Consider the following 24,178-nt stretch of genomic DNA (forward strand, 5'->3'; position numbering starts at 1 on the left):
GCGCTAACGAACGTTGCAGGGTGCTTCTCGTGAATGAATCCGTGCGCCGCAGCGATCGCTGACTTCGTCGTGCAGAGAACATGTCACGGCGCCGGATAGAGGAGGCGTTCCCACGCCCGGGGACAACTCTACCCGTCGCCGCGCTCACTCCTGGGCTAGCGACAGAAACCGCGCAAGGGGTATCCCATCGCCTTCACGCACGAGTACGCTTTCGTCCATGAGGAACCTCTGGACTGTCGTCGTCATCCTTCTCGTCCTGTGGGCGATTCTCTCCGTGATCGGATTCGTGTTCAAGGGGCTGCTCTGGCTCGCGATCATCGGCATCATCCTCTTCCTAGGGACATTGATCGTCGGCACCATCAAGGGTCGCGTCAAGAAGCCCTGATCACCCGAGCGCTGTCGACGCGCGCCCGGTATCCAACCCGATCTCCCCCAGGGACTGCATGTTCCAGCATGGAGACCACTAGCTGACCCTCGAGTTTGACTGAACTCCGGCCTCCCCGCGTCGGGATATGCAATGCTTCGGGCATGGGGTATTTGATTTTCGGGGGACAAGAGTTCGAATTCGAAGACCGATTGCTACTGCATCTGAAGTTCGTGATCGGGCAGAAGCTGAGAAAGCAGGAGTGCTTCTTCCTGAGCTGGCATCGAGGCGCCGCTGACGGCAGCGGCAGATTCTCCCTCTGGATGTCGCCCTACGCCGAACTCGCCTTCCGCTTCTCGGGCGGCCGCGAACCGGAGTACAACCAGCGATGGTTGAAGGTGCTGAACGCCCTCTCGCACACGCCTCGCGGCCTGGTCGTCATCTCCGAGGAGGAGGCCGAGAAGTACGCGAAGAAGAACCCCGACCTCAGCTGAGCGGTGAGCGGTGACCCACACGCGATCACCCTCTCCGCCGGAATATTCGGCGAAGAGGGCGATCGCGTTCCGCCCCGCGTCAGCGCGGTGTCGGGCGGCTACTCGGATTCGGTTGCCGCGCCCGGGTCCTGCTGATCGGGCACCCCCGGGGCGACCGGGCTGTCCAAGCCGGTGCCCTCCTCGTGCTCTTGCGCGAGCGGCTGCTCGGGGGAATCAGGATCGACCAGCGGCCCGTTGCCCTCGGCTCCCAGGTGAGCGCCCTCGGCGTCCGCGCGGTCCGGATCATTCAGATTCGTCGACATGATGCTGCTCCTCTCCAGAAACGGACGATCGATGAGGATCTGCGCTCAGTCGGTCGTCGTCTCGGGCTCGGCGTCCCGCGGGGACTCCCCGGGCTGAACGCCCTGGTCCTTCTTCCGGTCCTCCGCGGCTTCGTTCCGTGCGTGCTTCACGGCGTTCTTGGTGTCGTCCGCAGCGTCATCGAGCATGCTCATGGTGAACTCCTTTCCGGTTGGAATTCCAGCCTCCGTCGCCCGGCGCGTTTCGAACAGGGGGTTGCGTCGCCGGTGCTGGCAGGGGATCGGCGAGCGGGGGCGGCCTCGACGACCATGACCGCGAGTTCTTGGGTGCCGTTGTCGCAGAGCGACCCAGAGGCTCACCTCGCGAGGCGCTCCGCGATCCAACGCACCCCGTCGCGTCTCACTGCGAGCTCGACGCACTCTGCCCCGCCGTCGCGCCGCACCGTGCATCGCCACCCCGTGTGCCGCTCGGCGACGTGCGTGATCAGGGGGTGGATGTGCTCGTCGGGCACCTCGACGATCGGGCGAGGTTCGCCCTCCACCCGCCATCGCGCGCGCTCGAACACGAGGCGAGCCGGCCTGCCGTCGACCATCCAGACGACCACCGTGTCGTCGTGAAGCGGCATCTTCGGGCCGATGACTGATTCGAACATATGTTCGATTGTAGACGATGTCATCGGGATCGGCGCGCGGGCGTTCGGCGAGCGTTCGACGGCGGCAGGCCGGGCAGTTGCGGCGAGCGCGACGGCCACGGCACAGCCGCTTCGGCCTCCTCCCGCGAGCTGTAGATGCCGACCATTCGTTGCCGATGACGCACCGGATGCCACGCCAAGAGCAGGTAGCGCGCTTCTCCCGAGGTGTCGCGAATTCCGCGAATGACGGCCTTCGGATACTGCGCGAACTCTCGCATGACGATCCACTCGTCGCTCGCCACTTGGATCAGATTCGACCGTTCCCCCACGGGCAGCAGCGTACGAGCGACCTCCGACGTTGTGATTATTCGCGCTCGGGGCACCGGCTCCGCACGAAATCGAGGATCATCGACGCCACGGGCTCTGGACTGCGGATGATCGCCTCATGCCCTCGCTTGGGGATCGGCTCGAACGTGCCTGCTGGGAGGGCGGACGCGACCTGACGCGCCCACTCGCGCGGGCTCACGCAATCGGTCTCTCCGCTGAGCACGAGCGCCGGCGCCTCGATGTCGGGGCATATCTCCTCGAGGCGATGGGCGAGCATGAATCGGAGCTTGTTGAGGAACCAGCGGGGACTCGTCTTCACATACTCGCGAAGCCCGAGCAGCAGCACCCTGGGCGATTCCCCCACCAGATCCTGAGCCATGCGCAGGCCCTGCCGGATCGCGCTGCGCTCGCGCGGATTCACCGTTGGCGCGATGAGCACGAGGGCTTCGACGAGTTCGGGATGACGATAGGCCACTTCCGCGACGATCTGCGTGCCCATCGAGTGCCCGACGAGCACAGCGGGGCCGGTGGCGCGATCTCGCACGAACTGCGCGACGACTTCCGCGGTCTGCTCGAGCGTCGCTGCCGTGCCCGGCTCGGGCGAGTTGCCGAAGCCAGGAAGGTCGACCGCGAGCACCCGCCCTGCGGCAGCGAGCTTTCCGCTGATTCCGTCGAAGACGACCCGCCCCATCCCGATGCCGTGCACGAGAACGAACGTGCGGTGCATGGAGTCGGAGGGCGCGGTTGTCTCGCCGTACGACATCGCCACCGGGCCGAGGTCGTACGTGAGGTCGCGCGAGGTCATCAGTGCAGAATACCGTTCGTCGGCGCCCCGGTTGCTCGGTGCTCCGATTCGAGTCCGGTGAGGATGATGTCGAGACCGCGTTCGAACGATGCGTCGAGTTCGAGCACCGGATCCGATGGCGCTCCGTCCGTTCCGCTCCGCTGACCGGCGCGCCCGCTCTCCGGCCCGATGAGCGCTCCCAGCGATGCCGCATGCCGATGGGTCTGCGTCGACTGCGCTTGCCCGAAGGTGTAGAAGAGCAGCGTGCGGGCCCCGTCGGCCCCGACCCACTCGGCGAGCCGCTGCTCGACCGCGGACGCGCCGAGCCTGAAGGCGGCTGCCGTCGCGACCACGTCTGCCCCGTCTCGCACGGCGAGCATCGCACTGCGCATCGCGAGGCATGCGTTCCGCGCGAGGGCCATTCCCGAGTGCCCTCCGCCGTCCTCGCCCGGGACGCCAGCGTCCCGCTCGCCCACCCCGTCGACGATGACATCGGCCATGAGCGCCAGCAGGCTCTGCTTGTTGGGCACGTGATGGTACAGAGCGCTCGGCTGCACGTCGAGCTCGGCTGCGACGCGGCGCATCGAGCATCCCTCGAGCCCGTGCTCGTCGAGTACGCGCAGTGCCGCGGAGACGACGTCGGCGAGCGTGTTGCGCATCCGCTCAGCCTAGCGCTAACCTGAACAGCGTTCACCAGAACACTGTTCAGGTTCGACCGCCGGCGAGATATCCGGGTCGCGCCGGCATCGACACCGCCGCAAGACGGCCAGACCACGGAGGCATCGTGACCGCTGCAGACCTCACCGCCGCACGACAGGAATCACCCAACGCCCCGCGTCGCCACGTCGCCACCGATCTCGCGCTCATCGCCACATTCGCGGCCCTCATCGCCGTGTGCTCGATCATCCCGGGCATCAGCCTCGGACCCGCGTCGATCACGCTGCAGACACTTGCGGTGATGCTCGCGGGCGCCGTACTCGGGGCGAACCGCGGCCTGCTCGCCGTGCTGCTCTTCATGGCGGTCGGCGCCGCGGGCCTTCCCGTGTTCAGCGGAGGATCAGCAGGGCTCGCGCCGTTCGCCGGCCCCACCGTCGGCTACCTCGTGAGCTTCCCGCTCGCAGCGTGGCTCATCGGCTTCATCGTCGAGCGGCTGCCGCGCCGCAAGGTCGCCACGAGCATCCCGCTCATCTTCGTCGCCGGACTGATCGCGAACCTCGTCTTCGTGCACACCCTCGGCCCGCTCGGCCTCGCTTGGCGCGCCGAAATGGGCATCGGGGCCGCGTTCGTCTTCGATCTCGCGTTCTGGCCGGGCGACCTGGTGAAAACGCTCATCGTCGCGATCGTCGCGACCGCCGTGCACCGGGCGTTCCCCGCCCTCCTCCCGCGACGATGACCGCCCTGGGAACGGGCCCCATCGCGAGCAGTTCGATCGAACTGCGGAACGTCGTCGTCTCGGCGCCGACCGCGAACGATGACGTCACGATCCTCCACCCCACCTCGCTCTCGCTCGGCGAGCACCGCATCTCCGTCATCGGCGGCAACGGTTCAGGCAAGTCGACGCTCGCGCGGCTCGTGAACGGGCTCGTCGAGCCGAGCGCCGGCACCGTGGGCATCGAGCTCGCCGAGGGCGGTGCCCGGCGCTGCCTCGACACGCGTCGCGACGGGGCAGCCGTGCGGCGAAACGTCGGCTTCGTCTTCACCGACCCTTCCGCGCAGCTCATCATGCCGACCGCCATCGAAGACGTCTCGCTCTCGCTCCGTCGCAGCCACCGAGACCGCGCGGCCCGGCAGGCGGCGGCATCGGCCGCCCTCGAGCGGTTCGGACTGCAGCACCTCGCCGACCACAGCGTGCACACCCTCTCCGGCGGCCAGAAGCAGCTGCTCGCCATCGCTTCGGTCCTCGCGACCGACCCGGCGATCCTCGTCGCCGACGAGCCCACGACCCTGCTCGACCTGCGCAATGCGCGCATGATCGGCGATCTCCTGATGTCACTGCCGCAACAGGTCGTCGTGGTGACCCACGACCTCGATCTCGCGGCTCGCGCCGACCGCACGCTCGTGGTCGACGACGGCCGCATCGTCTTCGACGGTCACCCGGCAGCGGCGATCGCGCACTACCGGGACACGGTCTCGCAGTGACCGCGTCGTCGCCGCTGGGCGAGTACATCGCCCGCGAGGGGCCCCTGCACCGCGTGCGACCCGGCCTGAAACTCATCGGCCTCTTCGTCTTCGCGTGCGTCGTCATGGCGACGGGCGGCCCGATCTCGACCACGCTCGGGCTGCTCGCCGCCGTCGCGCTCGCGCTCATCGCGGGCCTGCGCGGACGGGAGTTCTGGCGAGCGGCGCGGCGATTCTCGCTCATCGCCCTTCCACTGCTCGTATTCACCGCGGCGAGCGCGGCGTTCGGCCAGGACGGCGGCTGGGGGCCGGGAGGCGTCGAGCCGCCGAACGCCGCTGCGTGGGCGTCGGGTTTCGCGCGGGGGTACTCCGTCATCGGCGACCTCTTCGCCCTCGTGCTCGTCGCGAGCGCGGTGACGGCGAGCACGGCGGTCGAGGACATGCTCGACACGATCACCCGGGCCCTCGGCCCGCTGCAACGCTTCGGCGCCAAACCGGAGCGCGCCGCACTCGCGTTCTCCCTGGTGATCCGCGCCATCCCCAGCATTCTCGGCATCGCTCGGGAAACAGCGTTCGCGGCGCGGGCGCGCGGCCTCGAACGGGACCCGCGGGCCCGCGTCGTGCCGCTCGTACTGCGAACGGTGGCGCATGCGCAATCGACCGGGGAGGCCCTCGCCGCGCGGGGCATCGGCGAGGAATGAGCCCGTAGGCTAGAGCGCATGACCGAGCAGTCGCCGATTCCTGATGACGTGCACGCCGACTATGCGAACGAAGCGGTGCGCGAAGCGCTGACCGCGCTGCAGCAGCAGCCCGACTATGCGCACCTCGCGTCGTTCTTGACCGCGTTGCGCGACGGGTACCTGGTGGTCGACGTCACTGGTGCACCGTCGAAGAAGAAGGGGCACCGCGTGCGCATGATCCGGTCGACGACGGGTCAGCCCGTGCTGCCGATCTTCACCTCGATGGCCGAACTGCGCGCCGTGGCTCCGACGAGCCGCGGCGACCAGGTGAAGGGCGCGGTCATGCCGGCCCGCGATGCGCTCGCCCTCATCTCCAGCGACCGGTTCGTCGCAGCTGAGTTCGACAAGGCTTCGGCGTCACTCGTGCTGCTGCGCAAGTACGTCTCGCTCGCCGCCGGCGACGAGGAGATCACCGCCGAGCTGCTCGAGGGCATGAGATAAGGCGCCCCGACGTCACACCGCGGGCTTCATGCCGAAGGCGCGCACGGCCTGCACGATGCCGAGCACGAGCATCGAGATGCCGAGCAGGAGCCAGAGCGTCACAGCGGCGAGCAGCGGGGTGACGATGAGCGTCGCACCCGCGAGGACGCTGATCACACCGTGAATGATGCTCCACGCGCGGTTCGGCGACTGCTTCACCGTGCTGAATGCGAGCACCCCCTCGAACAGCCAGAGCGCGCCGATGGTGACCGACAGGAAGATCGCGAGCAGAGCGGCCGTCGCGCCGAGGTTCACGAGCATCACGACGCCGCCGATGACGTAGAGCAGGCCGAGCACGATGCGGCCCGTCCTCGCCCATCCGCCGATCATCCGGGTGAACACCGCCGTAGCGATGTACACGACGCCGACGACGAGGGCGTAGGCGGCCGCGAGTGCCGCGACGATCTGCATGGTCACGGCACCCGACTTCGCCGGGAAGAAGATGATGAGCAGGCCGAGCACGATGGCGATGAGCCCGCCGATGCCGAGCGCGGTTCGGATTCCGTTGCCCGGTGCGTACCTGGCGGAAGTTTCAGTGGACATAACGGCCTCCCCTACCCGAGGTGCGGGAACGCCGATCAGCGCTCCCTGAGCCCATTGTGACCGAACATCACCTCGAGCACGAGCGTGCACCGAGGCGGATCTCGGCCCGGGCACGCCCATTCATCGCGTGTCGCCGTTGAATGTCCACTGCTCCCTCGGCACGCCTTCGACGGTCACCCACGTGTCCGGCCGCTTGCCGTCGGGCCCGGTGCAGTACTCGGCCACCACGTCGTCGATGGCGACGGCGAGTCGCCTCGCCAGGTCCGGGTCCTGCTGCAGGCGGTGCTCGAACATTTTCACGTTCACCAGTGGCATCGTGCGCTCCTCACTCCCAGACCCGCGCGAAGCGGGCGTTCCGTTCGGCTCGAGCCGCGAGCGCCTCGTCCATCGTGACGGCCACGAAGCGCACTTTCGTACCCGGAGCCATGCGCGCGAAGAGGTCCATGTCGGCGCTGATCACCGTCGCCGCTTGCGCGTACCCGCCGCCCGAAACGGCATCGCAGTGCAGCACGATCGGCTGCGTGCCGCCGGGGATCTGGATCGAGCCGACCGCGTACCCCGCATCGGTGATGTTCGACGGGTCCTGCCCGGCGCCGAACGGCTGCTCCTCGCGCTTCCACTCCGCCCCCGGGCCGTCGAAGCGGAGCCCCATGCGGTCGGCGACCGGAGTCAGCGTCCACTCCGCCCCCGTGAGATTGGCGAGCCCCTCCTCGGTGAGCTTGTGGTCGTACAGCCCGAGCATGATTCGGACGGTCACCTCGCGGTCGTACGTCGGCAGCAGATCCTCGGGAATCGATTCCATCACGGCCAGTTCGCGAGGCATCGCGTCGCCGACCGGCAGCACGTCTCCTGCCTGCACGGCGCGCCCCTCGAACCCGCCCAGCTTGCCGATGGGATAGGTGGATCTCGAGCCCAGCACGCGGGGAACATCGATGCCTCCGGCCACCGAGACGAAGAACTTCGAACCGCCGCGGAGCATGCCGAAGGAGAGCTCGTCTCCCGCTTCGAGCACGAGACGCGCGTTCTGCGGCGCGGGTTCACCGTTGACGAGCACCTCGACGGGCGCACCGGTGACGGCGACCACCGCCCGGGCATCCGTCTTGAGCTGGGGTCCCAGGTAGGTGCACTCGAGCACGGCGGCATCAGCGGTGTTGCCGACGAGACGGTTGCCGAGTGCCGCCGCGTACTGATCCATCGCGCCGCCCTGCGGGATCCCGAAGCGGTAGTAGCCGAAGCGACCGCGATCCTGCACGGTCGTTGCGAGTCCGGGGGAAAGTACCTCAAGCGACATCGAGAGCCTCCAGGAGAGTGCGGTTGTACGCGTCGGGATCGGCGAGCGCTTCGGCCAGGGTGAAGCGCACCGGCGCCTGCTTGTACCGGTAGGTTCCGGCCTCGACCTCGGCCTGGATCTCGGCGTACTCGGCTTCATCGATCGGACGGTACTTCACGATGTCTCCGGTGCGGAACAGCACCATGAAGTCGGCGAAGTCGGCGAGCTTCTGCTCCGGGTCGAAGATCGGGCTCGGGGTGATGCCGAGCATCTGGTATCCGCCGGCTCCGCGGACGGAGTAGTGCGCGGTGAAGCAGCCGCCGTACCCCAGTGTGAGCGGCGGCGTGTCGGTGCGCGGGCTCAGGTACTTTGGCACCTGCAGCTGCCGCTCCCTCGGGGTCAGCTGGAAGAGGAACGGGAGGCCGGCGACGAAGCCGACCATGGAGACCAGCCAGGGCGTCTCGTGGTGGCGCTGAATGAACTCGGCCGCGTTCGAGAGTCCGTTCACCTCGGCGCTGTAATCGAGGTCGGACCCCTCCGGTCGTTGGTGGTAGCCCTCGCGGAACCGGGTCTCGGTCTCGCTCGTGAACGGGTCGTCGTACCAGACGGGAACCTCGATGATGCGGGTTTCCAGCTCCTGCACCGTCGCCTGCTTGACCTCCGCTTCGAGAGCTCGCACAGCGCGCTCGAGGTCGGCGTGCGGCAGTTCGTCCGGGTTGAAGCGGATGAGCAGTGATGCGTTCGCGGGGCAGATGTCGACGATGCCGTCGAGCTCCTGCTCTTCGAGTCCCGCTGCCATGGCGTTCGCGACGAAGTTCGCCTCGAGCGACATGTCGGGGGCGATTTCGACGAGCAGGAACTCGTCGCCGCCCCAGCTGTATCGCGCGTGCTCGGTGAGCGTCATGCGGATTCTCCTAACAGGCCGGGAACCGATTCGATGGTCGTCGTGTGATGCGTGGCCGAGCGGAAGTCGTCGAGGGCGACCAGCCGGCGCATGAGGGGCACCGTCGTGTTGATTCCTGCGATCTCCGTTTCATCGAGCACCCGAGCGGCGCGCGCGAGCGCGTGGTCGCGGTCGACGTCCCACACGATCAGCTTGCCGAGCAACGAGTCGTAGAACGGCACGACGGTCTGGCCCGCCCGGAATCCGAAGTCGGCGCGCACGCCCGGCCCGCCCGAGAGATCGAGCGATTCGATGCGGCCGGGGCTCGGCATGAAGTTGTTGTTCGGATCTTCGGCGTTGATGCGGAACTCGAAGGCGTGTCCGTCGAGACGGATATCCGCCTGGGTGTACCCGAGCTTCTCGCCCGCCGCGATGCGCAGTTGCTCGCGCACGAGATCGATGCCGGTGATGGCCTCGCTGATCGGGTGCTCCACCTGCAGTCGCGTGTTCATCTCGATGAAGGCGATCTCCTGACGCTCGGGATCGTACAGGAACTCGACGGTGCCGGCGCCGGTGTAGGCCGTCTGACGCGCGAGCTGGACCGAGGTCGCGCGCATCAGCTCGCGCAGATCGTCCGGGAGCCCGGGGGCCGGAGCCTCTTCGATGACTTTCTGCTGCCGACGCTGCATCGAGCAGTCGCGATCGCCGAGGTGCACCCAGCTCTCGCCGTCGCCGAAGATCTGCACCTCGACGTGCCGCGCGTGCGTCACGAAGCGTTCGAAGTACACGTCGCTCGAGTTGAATGCTGCGAGCGCCTCGGCCTGCGCGACCTCCACCGTGCTCCGGAGATCGGCGCGGGCATTGATGCGACGGATCCCCCGGCCCCCTCCGCCCGCGGATGCCTTCACGACCAGCGGATAGCCGATGCCCTCTGCGAGCGCTTCGAGATCCCCTGAGACGTCGAGCACTCCGTCCGTGCCGGCGAGCACGGGCACCCCGGCCTCGATGGCGGCCTGGCGTGCGCGCGCCTTGTCTCCCATCAGGTCGATCGAATCCGGGTTCGGGCCGACCCAGATGAGGCCCGCCTCCTGCACCTTGCGCGCGAATCCCGCGTTCTCGGAGAGGAACCCGTATCCGGGGTGCACTGCGTCGGCGCCGGTGTCGACGGCGGCGGCGATCACCGCGTCCTGGTTGAGGTAGCTGAGCCCGGCGGGAGCGGGGCCGATGACCACGCATGCGTCGGCGTACCGTGCCGCGTCCGACTCCCGGTCGGCCTCGCTCGCCACCGCGACGGTCGCGATGCCCATCTCCTTCGCCGCTCGGATGATCCGCACAGCAATCTCGCCGCGGTTCGCGATCAACAGTTTCTTCAAGGTGTGTCCTTCACTCGATTCGGAGGTCTTCGGTGGACGAGCGGCGGCTGTCAGTCGATCGTCGCGATGACGTCGCCCGGGCCGACCATGCCGAGATCCTCGACCGCGAAGGATGCCAGCACGCCGGCGGTGTCGCTGCGCACCTCGGTGAACTGCTTCATGATCTCGATGACGCCGACGGTCTGACCGGCTTCGACCGAGTCGCCCTCCTCGACGAACGGATCCTTGTCGGGGGCGGGGCGGCGATAGAAGATGCCGGGAATGGGGGCGATGATCTGTGAACTCATGGAATCTGCTTTCTTCAGGGGGTCGAGGAGGGGTCGCGGCGGAACCGTGGGGTCGCGGCGTCGCCGGTGGGCGGCGGCCGAGTGGCGGCGCGCGGCTACCCGTCGACCACGGCGCGCACGGCCGTCGCCACTTCGACGGCGTTCGGGGTGTCCGAGTGCACGCAGATGCTGCCGAACGAGATCGGAAGCTCGGTGCCGTCGATCGCCAGGATGGTTCCGGTATCGAGCGCGCGACGTGCCCGTTCCGACGCCGCGACGATGTTCGTCTCGTGCGGCTGCCGCAGGATGATCAGCCCTCCGTCGGCGTTGTAGTCGAGGTCGACGTACAACTCGCCGACGAATTCGACGCCCTCGCGCTCCGCGACGCGCTGATGCGCGGAACCCGCGATCCCGAACACGGGAACGCCGAAGTCGCGCGCGACCTTGACGGCGCCGAGCATGAGCGCCTCATCGCGCGCGAGCATCCCGTAGAGCGACCCGTGAGGCTTGATGTGGTTGAGGGGCAGGTCGTACTTCCGCAGGAATCCGGCGAGGGCGCCGACCTGGTACCGGATGAGGCTCTCCACCTCGTCGGGCGTGAGCTTCATCTCCCGGCGTCCGAACCCGACGAGATCGGGGAGCCCGGGGTGGGCGCCGACGCGAACGCCGTGCTGCTGCGCGAGCGCCACCGTCGCATCCATGGTTCCCGGATCGCCCGAGTGGAAGCCGCACGCGACGTTCGCGACGTCGATGAGCGACATGAGGGCCGGGTCGTTGCCGAAGGTGTGGAGACCGAAGGCCTCGCCCATATCCGAGTTCACCGAAACCGAGTCACTTCGCTGTGATGTCATAGCCCCCAAGCTACGCGGAGCGTCAAGCGAACGTTATTATGCAGTTGCAAGAAATTTCTGATGTGATTTGTGCAAGCGCGAGAGGATGCCCGATGCGCGTCGCCGACCTGCTGACCGAGCACTCCCTGCAACTGCGGCTGGAGACGCCGACCGGACCCGACCGACTGAGCCAGGAGATCGTGCGCTGCGCGCCGACCGAGCACCTGGATCCGACCCCGTTTCTCGACGCCAACGTGCTGCTCCTGACCTCGGGGATCGGCATGAACTTCTCGGAGGAGAGCATCTGGGACGGCTACGTGGAGCGGCTCACCCGCGTGCCGGTCGCCGCACTGGCGTTCGCGGTCGGCGCCGCGCACGATTCGCTGCCCAAAGGCCTGATCACGGCCTGCACGGCTCACGACCTGCCGCTGCTCGAAGTGCCGACCACCGTCCCCCTCCTCAAGATCGATCAGCACGTCGAGGGCATGCTGCAGGCGGAGCGCATCGCCCTGCTCGACCGCGGCTGGCTGCTCGCCGACGAATGCGCGCGCCTCGCCAGCCAGGGCGCGGAGATCTCGACGCTGCTCGCGGCCATGTACGCCGCGCTCGAGCTCCCCATCGCCGTGTACGACGCGTTCGATTCGCTCATCGCGCAGTACCCGGAGACGGTGACGTGGCGCACGGGCGCCGCACGAGCGTCGCAGCCGGACACCGTGACCGTGCCGCTGCCGATGGGCCTCAGCAACTCCTGCCAGCTCGCGGTGCGGCTCTACGGCTCATCCGCGGAGGTCGAGGCGCTCCTCGCCCCGGTCACCTCGATCCTCGCCCTGCAGCTGAACCGTTCGGTCGTGGTCGATGCGAGCAGCCACCAGGACATGCTGCGTTTCGTGAACCGGTGCGTCGCCTGGTCGGAGTCGACGCGGAGCGACGTGGCGAACGCGTTCCACGAACTCGGGCTGAGCCGACGCGCCGAGACGACGCTGCTCGTCGCCGACATGAGCGGTGAGCATGCCGCAGCAGCCTGGAAGCTCCGCGTCGCACTGCACGACACGTTCCACGACGTTCGCGTCGCCGAACTCGATGAGCAGCTCATCGCCTTGGCCCAGTTCCCGCGGGAGGCGTTCGACGAGGTCTCGAAACGACTGCTCGGAATCGAGCCGGTGCTGCCGCTCGTGCTGCGCGGGCCGGCCCGCACGATCGACGAGCTGCGGATCGCACTCGTCCATGCGCTCAACCTGATCCGGCACGTGTCGGCTCCCGTGCTGGCGCCCGTGCTCGGCCTCAGCGCGGTCGTGGCCGCCGCAGCCGGGCGGGGGGCCCGTGAGGCGGCGGAGCGATTTCTCGCCCCCCTGCTCGATCACGACGAGCACCGCGCGACCGAGTTGCTGCCGACGCTGCGGATCTGGCTGCGCAACGACGCTCAGCCGTCGCGAACCTGCGAGGAGCTCTACATCCATCGCAATTCGCTGAGCTACCGGCTGCGCCGCATCGAGGAGCTGCTCGGCATCTCGCTCGACACGCTCGACGGCCGCGCCACGTGCCTCATGGCGCTGCGGCTGGTGGAGATCGAGCCGTACTAGCCGCTCCTTCCGGACGCACACGGGAGCGCGTGCCGCACTGCGCATCTCTGTCGCAGCACGGCACGCGCTCTCCGAGTCGAACTCCCGGGAGTCAGGATCCCGCGATGCTCAGGCTCCGACCACCTTGATCAGGCCGGTGCGGCTCACCGGGTTGGTCTTCCACAGGATCCCGTAGACGAGCGCCGCGGAGACCGCCGTGAGGATCGGCCCCCAGGTCGCGCCGATGCCGGCGAGGTCTGGGTTGAACGTGCCGAGTTGCAGCATCACGATGCCGACGAGCGTCGCCACCACCCAGGCGATCAGACCGTTGTTGTTGAACGCCTTGTAGTGCTGGTCACCGATCGCCGAGTGCTCCTCGTTCTGCCAGCGACCGAGCAGGATGTGGGTCAGCGCGATCGCGACCCAGGCCGTGACGAGCACGCCCTGCCAGGCGAGTGCGATGAGCAGGTACTCCACGACGGGCAGCAGCATGAAGAGGAAGATGATGACGGACGACAGCAGCACCCACACGATGTTCGGCATGTTGATCTTGAACACCTTCTCCCCGAACGCCCGCAGGTTCGCGGCGCCGAGGAAGTAGTTCGCGGTGTTGATGCGGGTCTGCGTCGCGATCACGACGATCAGGCCCAGGATGCCCATGAGGCTCACGAGGCCGCCGGCGAGACCGGTTTCCGAGGCTTCGAGCCCGGGGATCGTGAAGGTCAGGAAGATGCCGACGAACGCCGAGAATCCGTAGGCGAGCACGTAGAACAACGGGCCGAAGGTGACGCGCTGGTGGTACGCGATGTCCTTGCGCTTGCCGAGCGAGGCGAAGTCCATGGTGAACATCATCATGATCCAGACGCCCATGTACCCGGCGAAGGTCGCCAGCCAGCCGGGGCCGCCCATCGACAGCGGGACGGGAACGTCGGGCGCCTGCGTGAGCCACGTATCCGTGAACCCGTACTGCACCCCCGCCCAGATCACGGCGGCCACGAGCCCGAAGAAGTAGATCGGCATCAGAATGCCGTTGATCTTGTCGAGGAAGCGTCGCACTCCGCCGATGATGAGCGGTGTCGAGTAGACGACGACGACGAGGCTCCACACCCACATCTCGCCGCCGAACGCGGTCATGAACGCGTAGGCCACGATGGAGCCCTCGAAGACCGCGTAGTAGATCGCGATGAGCGCGAAGATGATCATCGCGATGGCCGACCCGGCGTTGCCGAGGATCGTCCGCGAGAACTGGGCGACCGTTGTGCGGTTGTTGATCGCGTAGCGCGACAGCACGCTGTTAATGAGGCCGTAGGCGATGATCGTCAGCACGATGCCGATGATCGCGTTCACCGTGCCGTACGCCGAAGCCATCGCGGCGCCGATGTAGACGAAGAAGAAGGCGCTCGCCGTGCCGTACCACGCCATCGTCAATCGGCCACGGCTCATCTGGTCTTGGTCGTCGCCTGTTCGGGCGAGTGCATCGGTCGCTTCGACGTCGTCGTTGCTCCCGGTGAGGTTGATTGTCACGGTCCGTACCTCCATTGGTATTGGGTGTGAGTGGGCGTCGCCATCTCATTGTGATAAGTCGAGACCCGATGAAGTACTGTGCAGGAGCCGGAAGGGCCGGGACATTCTCTGGCATTTGCACAAACCGCAACGAGCGGCGTGCCCCATCGAATACCGGCCCTTCCCTCCCCTCCGGGATCAGACGCGCCGCAGCAGCGCGCTAGGCAGCCCAGTGCGAGGCGGATCGCCGCACCATCTGCTCCCGGTGCTGTCGCGTGGTCTCGACGAAGAGCTCGCCGGTGCCCCAGTCGAGAATCACGCCGTGCCGCCGAATGACATCGAGCAGATCGATCTCCCCGGCGCGGTACTGCTCGGCGATGCGCTCGGGGTCCTCCTCGAGCCACCCCCGGCGATGCGTGCGGATGTGCGCTCGCTGCTCGGCGGTGCGCTCCCGATCGATCTCGTACTGGTCGAGATCGGGATCGATCGGGATGACGACGACGCCGTAATCGGCCGCTGCTCGCTCGATCGAGACGTAGTCGTCGATCACGTCTTCCAGCACCTCATCCGGCGTGCGATCGAGGGGATCTCCGAAGCCGCCCCCGCCCGCCGAAGGCCGGTAGAAGGTGTCGCCCGGCTGCACCGGGACCGAGGAGAAGATGGAGCCGAGGAACCGTTCGTTCTCGGTGTCGCGATTGAGCCAGACGCCGTGCGGGATCGATGGCAGGCCGCCCTCGATGCCCCACGTGATGGAGCGTGCGCGGTCGCAGCAGTAGCTCATCACCGAGGCGTCGGCATCGGTGAGCGTTCCGCCCTTCTCGACGCCGCACCCGCCGCGGAACCGGCCTGGGCCGCCTGAATCGGTGCCGATGCGGTGCATGGTGGTGAGGACCGGGGTGAGTCGTTCCTGACCCTCGCACGCCTGCACTGCGAGCCCGACGCCGAACACTGGCGCCGTCGCCGTCGAACCGTCTTTGGAGGAGCGGCCGCCCCAGCCGCCGGCCATCCAGTCGTACCACATGAAGTACGGGTTCTCCTCGCGTCGGGAGTCGCGCCCGCCCACGAGCAGATACTCGAGGTTGAAGGCGCACGCCATCGCCCGCTCCGGCATGATCTGCGACCAGATCTCGAAGATCCCGTTCATCAGCTTCTCGTACGGCCCGGAGCAGAAGCCGGTCACGGCGTGCGGCCAGCCGGCGTTCACCACCGTGCCCTCCGGCCCGATCTCCGCCGTGACCGCCGCGTAGAAACCGGAGTTCAGCGGCACATCGGGGAAGAACGTCTTCGTGCCGGCGTAGATCGCGGAGAATGTCGTGCCGTAGCCGGAGTTCAAGAAGGTGTCGACGACGCCGGCGCTGCCCTCCAGGTCGTAGTGGATCCCTTCCCCATCGAGCGTCATGACGATCTTCACCGGCACGAGCCCCTCGGCTTTGCCGGGATCGAGGTCGAGGTAGTCGACGGTCTCCCACCGGCCGCGGGGCAGGTCGGCCAGACGGCGCCGCACGGTCCGCTCCACGTAGTCCTGCGTCTCCTGCATCGCGAGTTCGACGGTCTCGGTGCCGTACCGTTCGACGAGCCGCAGCACCTCCCGTTCGCAGACCGCCGTGGCCTCCGATTGAGCGTGCAGGTCGCCGAGCGCCTGCTCGGGCGCGCGGGTGTTCGCGACGAGCAGCTGCGCGACATCGTGCAGGAAGACGCCCTTCGACCACACGCGGATCGGGGGGATGCGCAGCCCCTCCCCGAAGTGCTCGGACGCCGAGACGTCGAAGGAGCCCGGTACCTTCCCGCCGATGTCGGCCCAGTGACCCTTGTTCTGCGCGAAGGCGATGATGCGCCCCTGGGAGAACACGGGACGCACGAAGGAGACGTCGTTGAAGTGCGTGCCGCCGCGATAGGGGTCGTTGATCGCGAACACATCGCCGGGGTGGATGTCCCCGTCGAACTGCTCGATCACCGCCTTCGCCTGGAAGTGAAGGGTGCCGACGTGCACCGCGATGTCGCCGGAGCCCTGCATCACGGTGTTGCCGCGCGCATCGCAGAGCGCGGAGGAGAAGTCCCGCGAGTAGATGACGAACGAATAGCACGTGCGGAGGATCTGCTCGCTCATCAAGTCGACGCTGGTGGCGAAGGCGTTCTTCAGCACCTCGAAGGTCACCGGGTCGAGGGTGGTGCTCCGGGCGGGAGCGGCGCCCGTCGCCGGCGCCTGGATCAGGGTGTCGCTCATGAGTTGATCTCCTCGAGGTGGATGCGGATGTTGAGCCATTCGTCGATCTCCGCGTTCGTGTGCGGGGGCACGACGGTGGTCGAGTCGAGCTGGTTGATGATGGCGGGCCCGCTGAACACGGTGCCTGCGGCGAGCGCGTCGCGATCGTAGACCGGCGTATCGAGCCAGCCGTCGGACCCGAAGTAGACGTCGCGGCGATCCTCCGGCTCACCCGGAGCCTGTTCGACCACCTCCGCCGGCCTGAACGACGGCTTCGGGATCTTGCCGACGGCCGTCAGGTGGAGTTGATACACCTCGACCGGCGCGTCGTCCTGCCGGAACGCGAACTCCCGCTCGTACTGCTCGTGGAACGTGCGCACCGCCTGCTCAACGGCGCCCGGACCCGAGCCCATCGGCACCTGGAGCGACCGCCATTGCCCCTGGTACCGCATCGAGATCTTGCGCTGCAGCAGCCCGTCCGCTTCGGCGACGCCCTCGTGGCGCAGGCGGGCCGACGCCTCGTTCTCGAGTGCGACGAACTCCTGCTCGATGCCCTCCTCATCAGCCCCCGAGGCGAGACCGGTGTACATATGCGCGAAGTCGTGCTGAATGTCGACGAGCAGGCACCCCATGGCGGAGGTCACACCGGGACTGGGCGGGACGACGACCGTCGGGATCCCGAGCTCTCTGGCCACGTCGGCACCGTGCAGCGCTCCGGCGCCGCCGAAGGCGAGCAAGGCGAAGTCGCGGGGGTCGTACCCGCGTCGGATCGAGACCAACCGCACCGCGTCGGCCATATTGGCGTTCGCAACAGCGACGATCGCGTGGGCCGCCTCTGCGAGCTCCATGCCCAGCGGCTCGGCGATCGCGCGGGTGATCGCGGCCTCGGCGAGCGATTTCTGCAGGTGCTTCGCGCCACCGGCGAGCGACGTGCCGAGCCGGCCGAGTACGACGTTGGCGTCCGTGTTCGTGGGTGCGTCGCCGCCCGTGTCGTAGCACGCCGGGCCGGGGTCGGCCCCAGCGGACTGCGGGCCGTTGCGCAGCGAGCCGGCGATGTCGATGTGCGCGAGCGAGCCGCCGCCCGCGCCGATGGTGAGCACCTCGATCGAGGGGAAGATGATCGGGTGGCCGTACTCGACCTGCCACTCCTGGGAGACGCGCAGTTCGCCGTCCGCGACGAGCGCGATGTCGGTGGACGTTCCGCCCATGTCGAGGCTCACCGCGTTGTCGTACCCGCACTGCTGCGCGATGTGCTTCGCCGAGATCGCTCCGGCTGCGATGCCGGAGGCGGCGAGCCGCACCGGGAACTTCTCGACGAGTCGAGGCGTCATGGAGCCGCCGCCCGAGTGGAGGAGCAGGAGATCGCCCCGGTAGCCGCCGTCGGTGAGGCGCGCGGCCAGGCGGTTCACGTACCCCGAGACGAGGGGGGCCAGCACGGCGTTCGCGACGGCGGTGTTGAACCTCGGGTATTCGAAGATCTCGGGGAGCACCTCGGCCGATGTTGAGACGGTCGCATCGGGAATGGTCTCCTCGATGATCTCCCGCATGCGGGTCTCGTGAGCGGCGTTCGCGTAGGAGTTGAGGAAGCACACGGCGATGGTCTTCACCCCGCGGCGATGCAGCAGCTCGGCGAGTGCGCGCGCCTCGCCCTCGTCGAGGGCGGTGATGGTGTGGCCGTTGTAGTCGATGCGTTCTGTGACCTCGAAGCGATCCCGGCGCCTGATGTACGGTTCCGAGACGTCGTTGTATGCGTCCCAGAGATCGTCTTTCGTGCCGTCCCGGATTTCGAGTACGTCGCGGAACCCGCGGGTGGTGACGAGAGCGGCGGCCGGGAAGTTCCGGGTGATGAGGGCGTTCGTCGCGACGGTCGTGCCGTGCGAGAACTGGACGACCTGCGACAGATCGATCTCTCCGCGAGCGACGCCGTGCATCACCGCCTCCATCGGATCGCTCGGCGTCGAGGGGACCTTCGTGATGCGCATCTGCTGCGTATCGTCATCGAAGATGCACACATCGGTGAACGTGCCTCCGACGTCGACTGCGACACGGACATGGTTCATGGGCTCCTCCTGGAGTTCATCGTTGAGTTCCGGATGCCTCAACCTTGCTGCGCCTTGTCGCCGGGGTCACTAGAGAATACGAAGCTTTCAGAGCGCCCTCTTGTAGAATCTCCAAAAATTGCATCGAAACCCTCCCTGAAATCTCCCGTTCACACAATGCTCGGAGTACCGCATGACGACGCCGTCCGTTCCGATCACCGAGATCGATCGCCTCCGCACCACGCTCGACATCACGAACGCCCTGCTCTCCGCGGTCGCCTCCACCGACCCGGTGCACGCCCTGACGTCCCGCATCGCGACGCTCTGCAAGGGCACCGCCGTCATCTACGATTTCGAGGGCACGATCGTCGCGAGCACCGGCGAGGCACCCACCCAGCTCATCTGGAACGAGGTGGCGGCGACGCACCGCCGCGAGCTCCAGCTGTCGATCGGGCGGTGGGCGGTGCGCACGCGGCGGGTCGCGCTCAGGGACGGCGTGCACGTCATCGCGATCGCCAGCCGGGGCGCCGACACGCTCGACCAGCTCGGCGAACTCCTCCTCGACACCTCCGAGCGACTGCTCGGCGCCGTCCACGGCATCCAGTACGGCGCGACCCAGCGCGATCGGCGGGACAACGAGCAGCTCATCTCATCGCTCTACGACGGGGTGCTCCCCGCTCGCGAGCACCGCTTCTGGAGTCGGCTCGCGCAATTCCGGTTCCCCGCATACGCCGCCATCCGCACGATCGAGGCGGCGCCGATCGACGGCACGACCGCCACGGAGGGGCACGTCACCCAGTTCCACGCCCGGGCGCGGTCGGAGGAGCTGCCGCTCCTCGCGATGCTGCGACGGGTCGGAATGGACGCCCCGGCGACGCTCTCCGCGATCGTGCCGGATACGCCGGCGAGCGAGCGATGGCTCGCAGACATCTCACGCCAATATCTCGTCGGCGTCTCCGCGCCGTTCTCCGCGCTCTCCCGCATCTCCGAGTGCGTGCGCGAAGCGGAGACGGGTCTCGGCATCGCACGTCAATGGGCCGCAGCGGCCACCGCCCCGGAAGGGCTGGGCCCCGTGCTCATCGACCGCATCGACCTCGCCACCTGGCTGCTCTCGCACGTCGACGCGCGCCAGCTGGAGGAGCGGATCCGCACCACGCTAGCCCCCGTCGCCGCACCGCAGCTGCGGGAGACCCTCGTCACGTACCTGGCCACCGAGCAGAACGTCACCCGCACCGCTGCAGCACTCTTCGTGCACCCCAACACCGTCCGGTATCGCCTGTCGCGCGTCGAGCAGGCGCTCGGGCAGCCCATCACGTCGTCGTTCGTGCTCTCGAACGTGATCCTCGCCCTGTATCCCGACCTCATCGGACTCCGATCCAGTCTCGGCGACGCCGAGCGGGCGTAGGCTGAGGAGCAGGTTCTGCGGTGCCGGCCTCCCGGCGAAGACCGCACCACGTTCGAGGAGGATGCATGAGCAGCGACGCACACGGCACGGGATCACAGGGCGAGGTGCAGCTCGAGAACGAGTTCTTCAGAGTCACGCGATGGACGATCCAGCCCGGGGGCGCGATCCCCATGCACCGGCACGACTTCGAGTACGTCGTCGTGCCGCTCGTCACCGACACGATGCACGTCGTCGCCGCGGACGGCAGCGAGATCGTCGCTGAACTGGTATTCGGGCAGAGCTACACGCGACCCGCCGGTTCCGAGCACCGCGTCGAGAATCGCGGCGACGGCGCGCCGATCGTCTTCGTCGAGACGGAGCGCCTCGCATGAGCGACGGGGCGCCCGCCGGCCGCGTCCGCGTGCGCGATGTCGCACCCGACGACCGGGAGACGTGGGCGGAGCTGTACCGCGGCTATCGCGACTTCTACGAGAAACCGCACGACCCAGCGGTGTACGACACGGTCTGGGGGTGGCTCACCGACCCGGCCCACCAGACGCGCGGGCTCATCGCCGAGGTCGACGGCACGCCGGTCGGGCTCGCCCATTACCGCGCCTACGCCCGCCCGATCTACGGCGACAGCGGCCTCTACCTCGACGACCTGTTCACCGCGCCGGATGCGCGCGGCACGGGAGCGGGCACCGCGACCCTGCACCGCCTGGCCGAGATCGCGCGAGACGAGGGCGCATCGCTCGTGCGGTGGATCACCGACGAGAGCAATACGACCGCCCGCAGCCTCTACGATCGGGTCGCGACGCTGACGCCGTGGGTCACCTACGACCTGCGACCCGCCGAGTAGTCGGCGTCACTTCGACGACTCGCGGAGGCGCTCAGTGCCCGGCGTCGGGGCGGTGCGCCCGTGCACGACCGGAGCGCCCGTCGCATCGACCGCGACGAAGACGATGCGCTCGAGCGTGAGGATCTCGGCACCGGTGACCGCGTTCTCCACACGGCACGCCAAGGTGATCGAGGTGCGGCCGTAGGCGACGATCGAGTAGACGAGCTCGAGCAGGTCGCCCCGGTCGGCGCGCGCCGAGAAGTCGATCGCCGACATGTGCCTGGTCACGACGTCGATGGTGCCGAGCTGCGCGACGGCGACGATCGCCGCCTCCTCGTCGACCCACTGGAGCAGGCGGCCGCCGAACAGCGCCCCGTGCTGATTGAGGTCTTCCGGCTTCACCCATTTGCGGACGATCTGGCGGTACTCGTTCATGCCGTCAGCCTAATGGGGGCGCTCAGCCGACCCCGCCTCTCCGCGCCCTGCTAGAGAACGCTCTCCAGGAATCCTTGCGTGCGCAGGTTCTGCGGGGAGTCGAAGACCTGCTCCGGGGTACCGGATTCCACGACGACACCGTCATCCATGAAGACAACGGTGTCTGCCGCGCTGCGCGCAAACCCGATCTCGTGGGTGACGACCACCATCGTGGTTCCCGCTCGCGCCAGGTCTCGCATCACCTCGAGCACGTCGCCCACCAGTTCAGGATCGAGGGCGCTCGTCGGTTCATCGAACAGCATGATCTTCGGCTTCATCGCGAGCGCACGGGCGATCGCGATGCGCTGCTGCTGGCCACCCGACAGTTGCGCCGGGTAGTGACCGGCCCAATCCTCAAGACCCACGTGCGCGAGAAGTTCCATCGCATCGGCGCGCACTCGGGCTTTCGGCCGTCTCGCCACGCCAATCGGAGCCTCCATGATGTTCTCGAGCGCGGTCATATGCGGGAACAGATTGAAGCGTTGGAACACCATGCCGATTTTCCGCCGTTGCTTCGCCACCTCGCGCGGATGCAACTCGTGCAGTTCACCCCGGCGCTCGCGGTAGCCCACGAGCTCTCCGTCGACCGTGATCCTGCCCCCGTTGATCGATTCGAGATGATTGATGCACCGCAGCAGCGTGGATTTGCCCGAGCCAGATGGGCCCAGCAGACAGGTCACCTCACCCGCGTGCACATCCATGTCGATGCCCTTCAAGACCTCGAGCGTGCCGAAGCGTTTCCGCACGCCCCGTAATTGCACCAGTGCGGTGTCATTCAGTGCGATCGAAGACTCGCTGCCGCTGCCGAAAACCGTGGAGTCAGACATGATTCTGTGCCTTTCGCTTGCGCTTGTGCTCCCGCTGCACCTGGATCGACCCGGTATATTCGCGGGCCTTCTGCGCCAGCGTCTGCGGTTGATTCTTCGTACTTCCCCGACCGAAGTAGCGCTCGAGGTAGTGCTGCGGAATCGAGAGCACCGAGACGATCGCGAGGTACCAGATGCTCACCACGATGAGCAGTTCGACCTGACGCAGGTTCTGCGCCGAGATCTGAGTGGCCTGCGTATAGAGTTCGAGGACCGCGATCAGCGACAGCAGTGACGTGTTCTTGATCATCGAGATGAGTTGATTGCCCATCGGCGGGATGATCACCCGCATCGCCTGCGGCAGGAGCACCCGCATGAAGCAGTAGGCAGGGCTCATGCCCAGCGAAGCGGCCGCTTCGCGCTGACCCTCATCTACGGACAGCATGCCCGACCGGACGATCTCCGAGGAGTACGCCGCCTCATTCAGGGTGAGCGCGATGATTCCCGCCACGAGCGCTGTGATCAAAGTGTTGGTGTCGGCCTGCACGAACACGATGTCGGTGAAGGGGATCCCGAGCGTGATCTTGTCGAAGATCAACCCAAAGTAGCCCCAGATCACGATCTGCACGAGCAGCGGTGTCCCGCGGAACGCCCAGACGTACACGGCCGCAACAGCGACCATGACCGGATTGCCGGACATGCGCATGGCCGCGATGATCACCGCGAGAATCGCGGCGCACGTCATGGCGATGACGGTGATGAGCAGCGTGAGTTGCACGCCGGAGAGGATGCGCGGATTGAGGAGATATTCGCCAATCGTGGCGAAATCGATGTTCTCGTTGGTGGCGATCGCTTGCGCGAAGGCGGCGAGGAGGACGATGATCACCGCCGCGCCGACCCATCGGCCCGGCCGCCGGAGCGGACGCACCGCGTTGTCGAACTCGCGACTGGGAGCCGTCGATGCCATGAGGCGCTCTACTCCTTCGCCGCGTTCACGAGCGCCTCATCCAAGGCGAGCGAACCCATGCCGTACTCGTCGAGGATGTCTTGGTAGATACCTTCATCCATGAGCTCTTGCATCGCGAGCTGCAAGGCGTCGGTGAGCTCTGTTCGTGAATTCAGCAATCCGAACCCCGTGTACACCGGGTTGAAGCCCTGAGGATTCTCTGGATCGGCGATCATCTCGAAATGCTCTCCGTCGCCCGCGGTGGCGACGGTATAGGCCGCGACCGGAGCATCCACGATGTACGCTTGCGCGCGGCCAGCCCGTAGCGCGGTCTGCGAGTCCTGCGCCACGGGAAGCGCCTGAACGTCGATTCCGGCCTCGCCGTTGGCGATGCACTCATCGGAGAGCTCCTGGAGCAACTCGGCCTGCAGCGTCGACTTCTGCGTAGAAGCGCTCAGGCCGCACAGGTCCGACAAGGTCGTGATCCCCTCGGGGTTCCCCTTCGCAACGACGATGCCGAACCCCGCTTTGATCTCTTCGACGAAGTTCAGCGTTTGCTGTCGTTCTTCGGAGTCGTTCATGCCCATCATGATGAGGTCGTGGCGATCGGCCTGCAGAGACGGGATCACCGATTCGAACGGCTGGTGGTTCACCTCGATCGGGATGTCGAGCTTCTGGCTCAACGCGGTCGCCATGTCGACGTCGACTCCGACGAGCTCATCAGCATCGTTGTACTCGACGAACGGCGGGTACGGCACCCCCATCGCGATGCGGATGACGCCGCGCTCGGTCACGTCTTCGGGAAGCAGCGCAACCGCGTCCTCACTCGCTTCCGTGCTGAATTCCGTGGTGACCGAAAGCGACATGCCTCCCGGCTCCGTGTCGCTCGGGCCATCCGCGGATGCGCTTCCGCCCCCGCTGCAGGCTGAGAGCGTCAGAGCGCCGACCGCGACCACTGCGAGGAGTTGGGGAATACGTGTGCTGTTCATGGAACTGCCTTTCTTCATTGAAATGTCAGTGCGC

Annotated in this window: 30 protein-coding genes; 10 read left to right on the forward strand and 20 right to left on the reverse strand. The window is 67.3% G+C overall.

Annotated elements, in window-relative coordinates; genetic code table 11:
- The first annotated feature begins 217 nt into the window (after positions 1–217).
- Positions 218–385 (forward strand): hypothetical protein, encoded by a 168-nt coding sequence (locus WFH23_RS08075; RefSeq protein WP_176698230.1) that lies wholly within the window; start codon positions 218–220, stop codon positions 383–385.
- Positions 386–528: 143 nt separating this feature from the next.
- Complete coding sequence (locus WFH23_RS08080) at positions 529–858, forward strand: DUF7882 family protein (RefSeq protein ID WP_090145549.1); 330 nt, start codon at positions 529–531, stop codon at positions 856–858.
- 98 nt (positions 859–956) lie between these two features.
- On the opposite strand, the gene WFH23_RS08085 is transcribed toward WFH23_RS08080, so the two are convergent.
- The 6 genes from WFH23_RS08085 to WFH23_RS08110 all read right to left on the reverse strand — a co-directional run bounded on the left by WFH23_RS08085 (position 957) and on the right by WFH23_RS08110 (position 3,559).
- Positions 957–1,160, reverse strand: a complete 204-nt coding sequence (locus WFH23_RS08085) for a hypothetical protein (RefSeq protein WP_090145551.1) — start codon at positions 1,158–1,160, stop codon at positions 957–959.
- Positions 1,161–1,205: 45 nt separating this feature from the next.
- A complete protein-coding gene (locus WFH23_RS08090; protein WP_336662166.1) occupies positions 1,206–1,352 on the reverse strand; it encodes a hypothetical protein in 147 nt (48 codons plus the stop codon).
- A 161-nt stretch (positions 1,353–1,513) separates the two neighbouring features.
- The gene (locus WFH23_RS08095) at positions 1,514–1,810 is read right to left on the reverse strand and encodes a hypothetical protein (protein ID WP_211649563.1); all 297 of its coding nucleotides are present in this window, start codon (positions 1,808–1,810) and stop codon (positions 1,514–1,516) included.
- Positions 1,811–1,830: 20 nt separating this feature from the next.
- On the reverse strand, positions 1,831–2,118 hold the full coding sequence (locus WFH23_RS08100) for a hypothetical protein (protein WP_200330892.1): 288 nt from the start codon (positions 2,116–2,118) through the stop codon (positions 1,831–1,833).
- Positions 2,119–2,153: 35 nt separating this feature from the next.
- A complete protein-coding gene (locus WFH23_RS08105) occupies positions 2,154–2,921 on the reverse strand; it encodes an alpha/beta fold hydrolase (protein ID WP_090145556.1) in 768 nt (255 codons plus the stop codon).
- Positions 2,921–3,559 (reverse strand): TetR family transcriptional regulator, encoded by a 639-nt coding sequence (locus tag WFH23_RS08110; protein ID WP_336662167.1) that lies wholly within the window; start codon positions 3,557–3,559, stop codon positions 2,921–2,923. The genes WFH23_RS08105 and WFH23_RS08110 overlap by 1 nt, the downstream gene beginning before the upstream one ends.
- 125 nt (positions 3,560–3,684) lie before the next feature.
- Here WFH23_RS08110 and WFH23_RS08115 point away from each other — a divergent pair, with 125 nt between their 5' ends.
- The 4 genes from WFH23_RS08115 to WFH23_RS08130 are packed head-to-tail and all read left to right on the forward strand — an operon-like array spanning position 3,685 to position 6,199.
- Complete coding sequence (locus WFH23_RS08115; RefSeq protein WP_090145561.1) at positions 3,685–4,293, forward strand: biotin transporter BioY; 609 nt, start codon at positions 3,685–3,687, stop codon at positions 4,291–4,293.
- Positions 4,290–5,039 (forward strand): energy-coupling factor ABC transporter ATP-binding protein, encoded by a 750-nt coding sequence (locus tag WFH23_RS08120; protein WP_336662168.1) that lies wholly within the window; start codon positions 4,290–4,292, stop codon positions 5,037–5,039. The genes WFH23_RS08115 and WFH23_RS08120 overlap by 4 nt, the downstream gene beginning before the upstream one ends.
- Positions 5,036–5,719: an energy-coupling factor transporter transmembrane component T family protein gene (locus WFH23_RS08125; RefSeq protein ID WP_336662169.1), complete on the forward strand. Its 684-nt coding sequence runs from the start codon at positions 5,036–5,038 to the stop codon at positions 5,717–5,719. The genes WFH23_RS08120 and WFH23_RS08125 overlap by 4 nt, the downstream gene beginning before the upstream one ends.
- Positions 5,720–5,737: 18 nt before the next feature.
- Positions 5,738–6,199 carry an SseB family protein gene (locus tag WFH23_RS08130; RefSeq protein ID WP_090145566.1) on the forward strand — a complete coding sequence of 154 codons (462 nt, stop codon included), beginning with the start codon at positions 5,738–5,740 and terminating at the stop codon, positions 6,197–6,199.
- Positions 6,200–6,211: 12 nt separating this feature from the next.
- On the opposite strand, the gene WFH23_RS08135 is transcribed toward WFH23_RS08130, so the two are convergent.
- The 7 genes from WFH23_RS08135 to pxpA all read right to left on the reverse strand — a co-directional run bounded on the left by WFH23_RS08135 (position 6,212) and on the right by pxpA (position 11,424).
- Positions 6,212–6,781: a DUF308 domain-containing protein gene (locus WFH23_RS08135; protein ID WP_090145573.1), complete on the reverse strand. Its 570-nt coding sequence runs from the start codon at positions 6,779–6,781 to the stop codon at positions 6,212–6,214.
- Positions 6,782–6,901: 120 nt separating this feature from the next.
- Positions 6,902–7,096: a tautomerase family protein gene (locus tag WFH23_RS08140; RefSeq protein ID WP_090145576.1), complete on the reverse strand. Its 195-nt coding sequence runs from the start codon at positions 7,094–7,096 to the stop codon at positions 6,902–6,904.
- A 10-nt stretch (positions 7,097–7,106) separates the two neighbouring features.
- The gene (locus WFH23_RS08145; protein ID WP_336662170.1) at positions 7,107–8,072 is read right to left on the reverse strand and encodes a biotin-dependent carboxyltransferase family protein; all 966 of its coding nucleotides are present in this window, start codon (positions 8,070–8,072) and stop codon (positions 7,107–7,109) included.
- Positions 8,062–8,955 (reverse strand): 5-oxoprolinase subunit B family protein, encoded by an 894-nt coding sequence (locus tag WFH23_RS08150; RefSeq protein WP_336662171.1) that lies wholly within the window; start codon positions 8,953–8,955, stop codon positions 8,062–8,064. The genes WFH23_RS08145 and WFH23_RS08150 overlap by 11 nt, the downstream gene beginning before the upstream one ends.
- Positions 8,952–10,307, reverse strand: a complete 1,356-nt coding sequence (locus tag WFH23_RS08155) for an acetyl-CoA carboxylase biotin carboxylase subunit (protein ID WP_211649576.1) — start codon at positions 10,305–10,307, stop codon at positions 8,952–8,954. The genes WFH23_RS08150 and WFH23_RS08155 overlap by 4 nt, the downstream gene beginning before the upstream one ends.
- A 50-nt stretch (positions 10,308–10,357) precedes the next feature.
- Entirely contained in the window at positions 10,358–10,594 is a 237-nt protein-coding gene (locus tag WFH23_RS08160) for an acetyl-CoA carboxylase (RefSeq protein ID WP_090145587.1), read from the reverse strand.
- A gap of 95 nt (positions 10,595–10,689) precedes the next feature.
- The gene (gene pxpA, locus WFH23_RS08165; RefSeq protein ID WP_090145589.1) at positions 10,690–11,424 is read right to left on the reverse strand and encodes a 5-oxoprolinase subunit PxpA; all 735 of its coding nucleotides are present in this window, start codon (positions 11,422–11,424) and stop codon (positions 10,690–10,692) included.
- A 92-nt stretch (positions 11,425–11,516) separates the two neighbouring features.
- On the opposite strand from pxpA, the gene WFH23_RS08170 reads away from it, so the two are divergent.
- Positions 11,517–12,983, forward strand: a complete 1,467-nt coding sequence (locus tag WFH23_RS08170; protein WP_176698232.1) for a helix-turn-helix domain-containing protein — start codon at positions 11,517–11,519, stop codon at positions 12,981–12,983.
- Positions 12,984–13,091: 108 nt separating this feature from the next.
- Here the strand turns inward: WFH23_RS08170 and WFH23_RS08175 are convergent, their stop codons facing one another.
- The 3 genes from WFH23_RS08175 to WFH23_RS08185 all read right to left on the reverse strand — a co-directional run bounded on the left by WFH23_RS08175 (position 13,092) and on the right by WFH23_RS08185 (position 18,728).
- Positions 13,092–14,486 (reverse strand): permease, encoded by a 1,395-nt coding sequence (locus WFH23_RS08175; RefSeq protein ID WP_090147237.1) that lies wholly within the window; start codon positions 14,484–14,486, stop codon positions 13,092–13,094.
- A 199-nt stretch (positions 14,487–14,685) separates the two neighbouring features.
- The gene (locus tag WFH23_RS08180) at positions 14,686–16,689 is read right to left on the reverse strand and encodes a hydantoinase B/oxoprolinase family protein (protein ID WP_090145595.1); all 2,004 of its coding nucleotides are present in this window, start codon (positions 16,687–16,689) and stop codon (positions 14,686–14,688) included.
- Entirely contained in the window at positions 16,686–18,728 is a 2,043-nt protein-coding gene (locus WFH23_RS08185) for a hydantoinase/oxoprolinase family protein (RefSeq protein ID WP_090145598.1), read from the reverse strand. The genes WFH23_RS08180 and WFH23_RS08185 overlap by 4 nt, the downstream gene beginning before the upstream one ends.
- A gap of 172 nt (positions 18,729–18,900) precedes the next feature.
- Here WFH23_RS08185 and WFH23_RS08190 point away from each other — a divergent pair, with 172 nt between their 5' ends.
- From WFH23_RS08190 to WFH23_RS08200, 3 genes are all read left to right on the forward strand, one after another.
- Positions 18,901–20,112: a PucR family transcriptional regulator gene (locus WFH23_RS08190; protein WP_336662172.1), complete on the forward strand. Its 1,212-nt coding sequence runs from the start codon at positions 18,901–18,903 to the stop codon at positions 20,110–20,112.
- A gap of 65 nt (positions 20,113–20,177) precedes the next feature.
- On the forward strand, positions 20,178–20,483 hold the full coding sequence (locus WFH23_RS08195; RefSeq protein WP_090145604.1) for a cupin domain-containing protein: 306 nt from the start codon (positions 20,178–20,180) through the stop codon (positions 20,481–20,483).
- On the forward strand, positions 20,480–20,950 hold the full coding sequence (locus tag WFH23_RS08200) for a GNAT family N-acetyltransferase (RefSeq protein ID WP_336662173.1): 471 nt from the start codon (positions 20,480–20,482) through the stop codon (positions 20,948–20,950). The genes WFH23_RS08195 and WFH23_RS08200 overlap by 4 nt, the downstream gene beginning before the upstream one ends.
- A 6-nt stretch (positions 20,951–20,956) precedes the next feature.
- Here the strand turns inward: WFH23_RS08200 and WFH23_RS08205 are convergent, their stop codons facing one another.
- The 4 genes from WFH23_RS08205 to WFH23_RS08220 are packed head-to-tail and all read right to left on the reverse strand — an operon-like array spanning position 20,957 to position 24,144.
- Positions 20,957–21,364, reverse strand: a complete 408-nt coding sequence (locus WFH23_RS08205) for an acyl-CoA thioesterase (RefSeq protein ID WP_090145610.1) — start codon at positions 21,362–21,364, stop codon at positions 20,957–20,959.
- Positions 21,365–21,414: 50 nt separating this feature from the next.
- A complete protein-coding gene (locus tag WFH23_RS08210) occupies positions 21,415–22,230 on the reverse strand; it encodes an amino acid ABC transporter ATP-binding protein (protein WP_336662174.1) in 816 nt (271 codons plus the stop codon).
- Positions 22,223–23,176, reverse strand: coding sequence for an amino acid ABC transporter permease (locus WFH23_RS08215; protein WP_336662175.1), 954 nt, complete (start codon positions 23,174–23,176; stop codon positions 22,223–22,225). The genes WFH23_RS08210 and WFH23_RS08215 overlap by 8 nt, the downstream gene beginning before the upstream one ends.
- A gap of 8 nt (positions 23,177–23,184) precedes the next feature.
- On the reverse strand, positions 23,185–24,144 hold the full coding sequence (locus WFH23_RS08220) for an ABC transporter substrate-binding protein (protein ID WP_336662176.1): 960 nt from the start codon (positions 24,142–24,144) through the stop codon (positions 23,185–23,187).
- Positions 24,145–24,178 lie beyond the last annotated feature (34 nt).

It is taken from the genome of Leucobacter sp. USHLN154, from assembly GCF_037145595.1.
GTDB lineage: Bacteria > Actinomycetota > Actinomycetes > Actinomycetales > Microbacteriaceae > Leucobacter > Leucobacter alluvii.

Coding starts and splice junctions, on each gene's coding strand:
- WFH23_RS08075 (WP_176698230.1), top strand. CDS start 218: ATGAGGAACCTCTGGACTGTCGTCGTCATCCTTCTCGTCCTGTGGGCG.
- WFH23_RS08080 (WP_090145549.1), top strand. CDS start 529: ATGGGGTATTTGATTTTCGGGGGACAAGAGTTCGAATTCGAAGACCGA.
- WFH23_RS08085 (WP_090145551.1), bottom strand. CDS start 1,160: ATGTCGACGAATCTGAATGATCCGGACCGCGCGGACGCCGAGGGCGCT.
- WFH23_RS08090 (WP_336662166.1), bottom strand. CDS start 1,352: ATGAGCATGCTCGATGACGCTGCGGACGACACCAAGAACGCCGTGAAG.
- WFH23_RS08095 (WP_211649563.1), bottom strand. CDS start 1,810: ATGTTCGAATCAGTCATCGGCCCGAAGATGCCGCTTCACGACGACACG.
- WFH23_RS08105 (WP_090145556.1), bottom strand. CDS start 2,921: ATGACCTCGCGCGACCTCACGTACGACCTCGGCCCGGTGGCGATGTCG.
- WFH23_RS08110 (WP_336662167.1), bottom strand. CDS start 3,559: ATGCGCAACACGCTCGCCGACGTCGTCTCCGCGGCACTGCGCGTACTC.
- WFH23_RS08120 (WP_336662168.1), top strand. CDS start 4,290: ATGACCGCCCTGGGAACGGGCCCCATCGCGAGCAGTTCGATCGAACTG.
- WFH23_RS08130 (WP_090145566.1), top strand. CDS start 5,738: ATGACCGAGCAGTCGCCGATTCCTGATGACGTGCACGCCGACTATGCG.
- WFH23_RS08135 (WP_090145573.1), bottom strand. CDS start 6,781: ATGTCCACTGAAACTTCCGCCAGGTACGCACCGGGCAACGGAATCCGA.
- WFH23_RS08140 (WP_090145576.1), bottom strand. CDS start 7,096: ATGCCACTGGTGAACGTGAAAATGTTCGAGCACCGCCTGCAGCAGGAC.
- WFH23_RS08145 (WP_336662170.1), bottom strand. CDS start 8,072: ATGTCGCTTGAGGTACTTTCCCCCGGACTCGCAACGACCGTGCAGGAT.
- WFH23_RS08150 (WP_336662171.1), bottom strand. CDS start 8,955: ATGACGCTCACCGAGCACGCGCGATACAGCTGGGGCGGCGACGAGTTC.
- WFH23_RS08160 (WP_090145587.1), bottom strand. CDS start 10,594: ATGAGTTCACAGATCATCGCCCCCATTCCCGGCATCTTCTATCGCCGC.
- pxpA (WP_090145589.1), bottom strand. CDS start 11,424: ATGACATCACAGCGAAGTGACTCGGTTTCGGTGAACTCGGATATGGGC.
- WFH23_RS08170 (WP_176698232.1), top strand. CDS start 11,517: ATGCGCGTCGCCGACCTGCTGACCGAGCACTCCCTGCAACTGCGGCTG.
- WFH23_RS08180 (WP_090145595.1), bottom strand. CDS start 16,689: ATGAGCGACACCCTGATCCAGGCGCCGGCGACGGGCGCCGCTCCCGCC.
- WFH23_RS08185 (WP_090145598.1), bottom strand. CDS start 18,728: ATGAACCATGTCCGTGTCGCAGTCGACGTCGGAGGCACGTTCACCGAT.
- WFH23_RS08190 (WP_336662172.1), top strand. CDS start 18,901: ATGACGACGCCGTCCGTTCCGATCACCGAGATCGATCGCCTCCGCACC.
- WFH23_RS08195 (WP_090145604.1), top strand. CDS start 20,178: ATGAGCAGCGACGCACACGGCACGGGATCACAGGGCGAGGTGCAGCTC.
- WFH23_RS08200 (WP_336662173.1), top strand. CDS start 20,480: ATGAGCGACGGGGCGCCCGCCGGCCGCGTCCGCGTGCGCGATGTCGCA.
- WFH23_RS08205 (WP_090145610.1), bottom strand. CDS start 21,364: ATGAACGAGTACCGCCAGATCGTCCGCAAATGGGTGAAGCCGGAAGAC.
- WFH23_RS08210 (WP_336662174.1), bottom strand. CDS start 22,230: ATGTCTGACTCCACGGTTTTCGGCAGCGGCAGCGAGTCTTCGATCGCA.
- WFH23_RS08215 (WP_336662175.1), bottom strand. CDS start 23,176: ATGGCATCGACGGCTCCCAGTCGCGAGTTCGACAACGCGGTGCGTCCG.
- WFH23_RS08220 (WP_336662176.1), bottom strand. CDS start 24,144: ATGAACAGCACACGTATTCCCCAACTCCTCGCAGTGGTCGCGGTCGGC.